This window comes from Defluviitalea raffinosedens, from assembly GCF_016908775.1.
GTDB classification, from domain to species: Bacteria; Bacillota; Clostridia; order Lachnospirales; family Defluviitaleaceae; genus Defluviitalea; species Defluviitalea raffinosedens.
In genome coordinates, this window is record NZ_JAFBEP010000039.1 from 1 (window position 1) to 6,583 (window position 6,583).

At 39.6% G+C, this 6,583-nt stretch carries 7 protein-coding genes; 5 read left to right on the top strand and 2 right to left on the bottom strand.

Going from position 1 to position 6,583, the window contains the following annotated elements; translation table 11 throughout:
* Positions 1 to 38: 38 nt before the first annotated feature.
* Complete coding sequence (locus JOD07_RS15115) at positions 39 to 362, bottom strand: hypothetical protein (RefSeq protein WP_204614617.1); 324 nt, start codon at positions 360 to 362, stop codon at positions 39 to 41.
* 31 nt (positions 363 to 393) lie between these two features.
* Entirely contained in the window at positions 394 to 2,304 is a 1,911-nt protein-coding gene (locus JOD07_RS15120; protein ID WP_330636348.1) for a type I restriction endonuclease subunit R, read from the bottom strand.
* 244 nt (positions 2,305 to 2,548) lie between these two features.
* On the opposite strand from JOD07_RS15120, the gene JOD07_RS15125 reads away from it, so the two are divergent.
* From JOD07_RS15125 to JOD07_RS15145, 5 genes are all read left to right on the top strand, one after another.
* On the top strand, positions 2,549 to 3,520 hold the full coding sequence (locus JOD07_RS15125) for a biotin--[acetyl-CoA-carboxylase] ligase (RefSeq protein ID WP_027622147.1): 972 nt from the start codon (positions 2,549 to 2,551) through the stop codon (positions 3,518 to 3,520).
* A gap of 33 nt (positions 3,521 to 3,553) precedes the next feature.
* Positions 3,554 to 4,138: a biotin transporter BioY gene (locus tag JOD07_RS15130; protein ID WP_027622146.1), complete on the top strand. Its 585-nt coding sequence runs from the start codon at positions 3,554 to 3,556 to the stop codon at positions 4,136 to 4,138.
* 17 nt (positions 4,139 to 4,155) lie between these two features.
* The gene (gene bioD, locus JOD07_RS15135; RefSeq protein ID WP_027622145.1) at positions 4,156 to 4,824 is read left to right on the top strand and encodes a dethiobiotin synthase; all 669 of its coding nucleotides are present in this window, start codon (positions 4,156 to 4,158) and stop codon (positions 4,822 to 4,824) included.
* Between the two features lie 13 nt (positions 4,825 to 4,837).
* On the top strand, positions 4,838 to 6,178 hold the full coding sequence (bioA, locus tag JOD07_RS15140) for an adenosylmethionine--8-amino-7-oxononanoate transaminase (RefSeq protein ID WP_027622144.1): 1,341 nt from the start codon (positions 4,838 to 4,840) through the stop codon (positions 6,176 to 6,178).
* Positions 6,179 to 6,257: 79 nt separating this feature from the next.
* Positions 6,258 to 6,506: a biotin synthase BioB gene (locus tag JOD07_RS15145; protein WP_204614618.1), complete on the top strand. Its 249-nt coding sequence runs from the start codon at positions 6,258 to 6,260 to the stop codon at positions 6,504 to 6,506.
* The last annotated feature ends 77 nt before the right edge of the window (positions 6,507 to 6,583 follow it).

Here is a 6,583-nt window from a genome sequence, read left to right on the forward strand (position 1 = left end):
AGAATCAAATTAGGGTGAAGAAAAATTAATATGAAATTCTAAGATATATTAAGCATTAGTGAGTTTTTGTCCAAAATAAGGGGGACAATACGGTTATCCGACTGTGAAATAGCGTTACCGCCTGATGACGAATATTCATAGTGCGAAGCATAATATGTAATAGAATAACGGCTCATAGCATCCTTAAAAATACGATCGGATGTTGCTGTTCCTTTAGAAATATCTTCAAAAACTTTTGCCAAAGAAGTCTTCATTACACCATTAGGCGCATAAATTATTGCTTTATTGCATTTTTTAAAATTTATATTAGGTAAAGTGAACTGTTTTATCCCGTAACAGTTCTCAAAATAACCACTCAACATCTTGTCTCAACACCTTTCTAACACTCAAACTCTAATTACTCATTTCTTCCGCGACTTTTGGAAGATTTGATAAAGGCCTCGTATCATACATCACTCCTTGTGAAGCCCATACATCCGCTAAGTTTTCTGCCTGTTTCATGACCGTTTCCACGGCGCGCTGCTGTTTGTCAGGCGGATAACCGTATTTATTTAATGTCCGGCGAACCAATACCATCAGTTTTGCGCGGACGCTTTCCTTCAGCGTCCAGTCGATTGTGGCATTTTTACGCACCTTGTCCGCAAGCTCGCGGGCGATTGCTCTTAACGTTTCGTCGCCCAACACCTTAACCGCGCTGTCATTGGTTTCAAGGGCATCATAAAAAGCAAGTTCATCTTCTGACAGACCGAGTTCCTCTCCTCGTCTGTCCGCATTTTTAATTTCTTTAGCAATGCGGATAAGCTCTTCTATTATTTCAGCAGTTGTAAGCAGGTTGTTCTGATATCGTTTAAGGGCTGAACTGAGCATTTCCATAAGTGATTTTGATTTTGTCAGGTTATATTTTGAACGTACTTTTATTTCATCGGACAAAATCTTTTTTAGTAGCTCAATAGCCAGATTCTTATGTTTCATCCCTTTAATTTCCATAAGGAATTCATCTGAGAGAATGGACAATTCCGGCTTTTCAATACCAGCAGCATCAAAAATATCTACAACTTCATCTGATACAATAGCCGAATCAACAATGTTTTTTATAACAGAATCGTAATTTATGCCACTTTCGCCGCTTGTTTCAAATTTAGTGAGTCTTGCCTTAACTGCTTGGAAAAACGCTATTTCCTCTGCATGTGTAACCGTTGCCTTATCAGGTTTGGCAAGTGCATAAGCCTGGCTTAGGAGGGTTACTTCCTTAATAAAACGCGCTTTTTTATCATCTGTAGATAAAATAAAATCTTCAGCGCGAAGGATAATAGAAAGCTTGTCCTTTACTTCTGCTTTGAAAAAGCTCGTATAATCAAATCCGTGTAAAATCTGCCGGACAACCTCAAGCTTTTCAAGCATTATTTCTACAGCCCTTGCCTGAGTTTCAGCAGGTACTCCCTTGCCACCGCTCTCTGCATAGAAACTTAAAGCTTTTTTTAGGTTTGGGGCAATCCCGATATAATCGACAATCAGCCCGCCCGGCTTATCCTTGAAAACACGGTTTACGCGCGCTATTGCCTGCATAAGGTTGTGGTCCTTCATCGGCTTATCGATATACATGGTGTTGAGGCATGGAACGTCAAAGCCAGTCAGCCACATATCGCGCACGATGACAATTTTCAGTGGATCATTTTCATCTTTCATACGCTGTGCAAGCATTTTTCGCTGCTCCTTAGTAGTATGGTGTTTCTGCATTTCAGGACCATCAGAACTGGAAGATGTCATAACAACTTTGATAACACCCTTGTCCAAATCGTCACTATGCCACTCAGGGCGAAGCTTTATGATTTCATTATACAAATCAACAGCGATTCTACGGCTCATCGCAACGATCATCGCCTTACCCTCAAAAACCTTTTGGCGATCCTCAAAATGCGTAACAATGTCTTTTGCGAGAGTGGCAAGGCGTTCTTTATTCCCGACAATAGCCTCCAGCTTTGCCCATTTCATTTTTGCGGCTTTTGCTTCGTCTTTTTCATCTACTTCTTCAAGTTCCCTGTCGAACTCCTCAATCAGCTTTTTGCCTTCTTCGGTAAGGTTTACTTTGGCAAGGCGGCTTTCGTAATAAATCTTTACCGTTACCTTGTCTTCAACCGCTTGTGCAATGTCGTAAATATCTATGTAATTGCCGAATACCGCCGGAGTGTTGGCATCCTGCTTTTCAACAGGTGTACCTGTAAAGCCTATAAAAGTATGATGCAGCAAGTCTGATGAAGCAATAAAGCCTGATTTATTGTGCTTTTTTCGTGTCTGATTTTGCACCTATCGTAAATTTATGCAATCAGCTTGTACCGCTTTCTACTTTTTGTGAAACGAGTTCTATATTTCGTGTATGAGTATGCACCAAATTTGCCTGTCGCCAACCGGTAAGCTATGGAAGGTGGTGGGGCTTTTATAGTTTTTGTAAAAGCGCTTGACTTTTTCTTAATTGTAAACTATATTATGAAATATAGTTTACAATCGATTTTAAGTGGGTACAAAATGAACTTTATAGGGAATGGTACTTATGACTTTAAAAGACAAAATAATTGAATTGTTAGATTTTAATAGAGGTGCTTACCTTTCAGGCGAGGAAATCGCCGCAATGCTTAATGTTACCCGTGCATCAGTCTGGAAAGCTGTCAAGTCCTTGCAGAAAGAAGGATATGAAATAAGTGCTGTAACAAACAAAGGATACTGCCTTTCGGAGTATACGGATATTTTATCTTTGCCTGGAATTAGCAAATACCTTTCGACAGAAGCTGGTGAGCTGTGTATAGAAGTACACAAAAAAGTAGATTCAACTAATACAATGATGCGACAAAGGGCTGTGTCTGGCAGTGCGGAAGGTTGTGTAATTATTGCGGGAGAACAAACAAACGGACGTGGGAGATTCGGGCGCAGTTTTTATTCGCCATCTGATACAGGAATATATATGAGCCTTCTTTTACGTCCGACTCTTACGACAGATAATTCTGTTTTGATTACCACATCGGCGGCTGTTGCAGTCTGTGAAGCTATAGAAAAAATATTAAGCAAAACCCCGCAAATTAAATGGGTAAACGACATTTATATCGATGGCAAAAAGGTTTGTGGAATATTGACCGAAGCTTCATTGGGGCTGGAGAGTGGTATGCTTGAGTACGTTGTACTTGGTATTGGTGTAAATGTTTATAGACCAGATAATGGTTTTCCTGATGAGATAAAACATATAGCGGGAGCAATTTTTGAAACCAGACAAAGTGATATGCGAAACCGCCTTGCCGCCGAAATATTAAACCGTTTTGTTAATTATTATCATGTTCTTGATCAGAAGGACTTTATAGATGAATATAGGCGGCGTTCATTAGTCATAGGTCGTAATATTATGGTTTTATTGCAAAACAGTTTCATACCTGCTACTGCGCTTGATATTGATGATAACTGCCGTTTAAAAGTTCGTTATGCTGATGGACGTGAAGAATACCTGTATTCAGGAGAAATTAGTATAAAAGTATAAACATTGTTGAAAGGAGGAGCAATTTTTTAGAACATGAATAACAAAACACTAAAGATGATTTTGTGTGCACAATTTGCAGCATTAACTGCCGTTGGCGCATTTATACGTATTCCGATTCCCGTAGTACCATTTACACTGCAATATTTGTTTACCATGCTTGCCGGACTGCTGCTTGGTGGAAAGTATGGAGGCTTAAGCGTTTTATTATACATATTTATAGGCCTCATAGGTCTACCCGTGTTTACTGAAGGTGGCGGTATTGGATACGTTTTTAAACCGTCTTTTGGTTATATAATAGGGTTTGCTGCTGGTTCCTACGTGACAGGGAATATTGCAAATAGAGTGGGGAAGCTTTCGTACAAACGACTTTTTGCGGCAAACTTCATTGGGCTTGGCATAGTTTATTTTTTCGGAATGCTATATTACTACATTATAAGCAACTTCTATCTTGGTACAGGAATCGGATTATGGCCTTTGTTTCTGTATTGCTTTATCCTTGCAGTTCCCGGTGATATTGCCCTTTGCATATTGGCCGCTTTTATTGCAAAAAGGGTTATTCCAATTATAAATCAGAGCGTGCGTGGTGAAAATGAAAAACGATATGAATTTATTAAATAATAACGTGAGGTTATGCAATGACTAAAGGAATATTTATAACAGCAACCGGAACCGATATAGGTAAAACTTACGTAGCAGCTTTGATGATAAAAAAACTGCGGTCTTCCGGAAGGAACGCTGGCTATTATAAAGCGGCTTTAAGTGGTGCCAGTTCTGTTGAAAATAGTGATGCCGGTTATGTCAACCGTGTTGCAAATATTGGGCAGGAAGAAGAAACACTCTTTTCCTATCTTTACAGCAATGCAGTGTCTCCGCACTTGGCAGCTAAGTTGGAGGGTAATCCTGCGGAGATTTCTAAGATTATTACTGACTACACTAAAGTGAGGGAGTTATATGATTATGTCACAGTGGAAGGGAGCGGAGGCATTATTTGTCCAATACGATATGATGATACGACCCATATTCTTCTTGAGGACATTGTTAAAGCACTTGGATTGAATACTTTGATTATTGCGGATGCGGGGCTTGGTACAATAAATGCCGTTACACTGACCGCCGAGTATCTAAGGAGCCGTGGAATTGGTATTAAAGGCGTGATTCTGAACCGTTATACGGGAGGAATAATGCAGGACGATAATATTACAATGATAGAAAAAATCGCTAAGATTCCAGTTCTATCGCTTGTGAAGCCATACGCCGATGAAATTGAAATGTCTGCTGATGAAATTGAGGCGTTATACGAGTAAAGGAGAGAAGTATATGAATTTGGTTGAGAAGGATTTAAAGTACATCTGGCATCCCTGTTCCCAGATGAAAGATTATGAAACATTACCGCCAATTGTTATTACTCACGGTTCAGGCGTTTATCTTTATGATATCAACGGTAAGGAATATATTGACATAATCAGTTCTTGGTGGTGTAATCTGTTCGGTCATTGCAACCCAAAGATAAACGAATCAATTAAAGCCCAATTAGACCGATTAGAGCATGTTATTTTTGCAAATTTTACTCACGAAGGTGCTATTACGCTTTGCGAACAATTAATTGATATTATACCCAAAGGGCTTACTAAGTTCCATTTTTCTGACAACGGATCGGCATCAGTGGAATGTGCACTAAAGATGGCATTTCAATATCAGTATCAAACCGGACACCCTGAAAAGACACGCTTCATGTGCTTAACAGGAAGTTATCACGGCGAAACAATTGGTGCACTATCCGTCGGCAGTATTGATTTATACTCAAAGATTTATAAGCCAATGTTAATGGATGCCATCCGTATCGAAGCACCTGATTGTTACCGCTGTACATATGGGAGACATCGTAATTATTGCGATTGTGAGTGTATTGAAAATGCTGAAAGATGTTTTGAACATTATGCCAATGAAACATGTGCTATGATTGTTGAGCCGTTGCTGCAGGGCAGTGCCGGTATGCGGATATATCCCCCTTTGTATCTTAAAAAGCTACGTACATTGTGTGATAAATACCAAGTATTGCTAATTGCCGATGAAATTGCGACGGGCTTTGGCAGAACAGGTAAGATGTTTGCTTGTGACCATGCGGACATAACACCGGATATTATGTGCTTATCAAAAGGGCTTACGGGCGGCTATATGCCAATGTCTCTCACTATAACCACCGATAAAATATACAATGCGTTCTACGCCGATTATAAAGAAGGCAAAGCATTTATGCACAGTCACACGTACAGCGGTAATCCCTTAGGATGTGCGGCGGCTCTTGCTGTGCAGCGAATATTCCGCGAAGAACCGATTCTTGAAAAAGCCCAAAAACGTGCAGTTTATCTCAATAGCAGGTTAAAAGAAGCGTTTTGCGGCCATAAGAACGTTGGAGAAATCCGAAGTATAGGTCTTATTAATGCTATTGAACTTGTTGCTAACAAAAAGACAAAGGCGGATTTTGATCCAGAATTACGGATCGGTTATCAAATTTATAAAAAAGCTCTCGTTTATGGCCTGCTCCTACGCCCGCTTGGAAATGTTCTCTATTTTAATCCGCCACTTACGATCAATGAGGAAGAAATAGACGCAGCAATCCATCGTTGTGTTACAGCGGTAGATGAAATTTTATTATGATACTTATGAAAATCTTTGCAATTACTGATGATCTACTTCATGTCATCGTTAAAATATAATAGATGCGAGGGAATGAATTATGGTTTTTAATTATGAGAAACTGTCTCGAAAAGAAGCACTGTCTATTCTTGATTTACCTGATGAGAAACTTCCCGAATTGCTTGATGTTGTTTATGAAATTAGAAAAAAGCACAAGGGTAATATTGTGAGCGTTCAACTTCTTACAAATGCCCGGAGCGGTAATTGTACGGAGAATTGCGCTTATTGCGCGCAGTCCCATGAATCCGGAGCGGATATTGACAGATATAATATGGTGTTAGTATATTAGTGTAGACACAAAAAGCCGAACACCTTAAAATATAAAAAGGGAAGGAAGTGTCTACAATGGCAAAAGGGCAAAAGTAT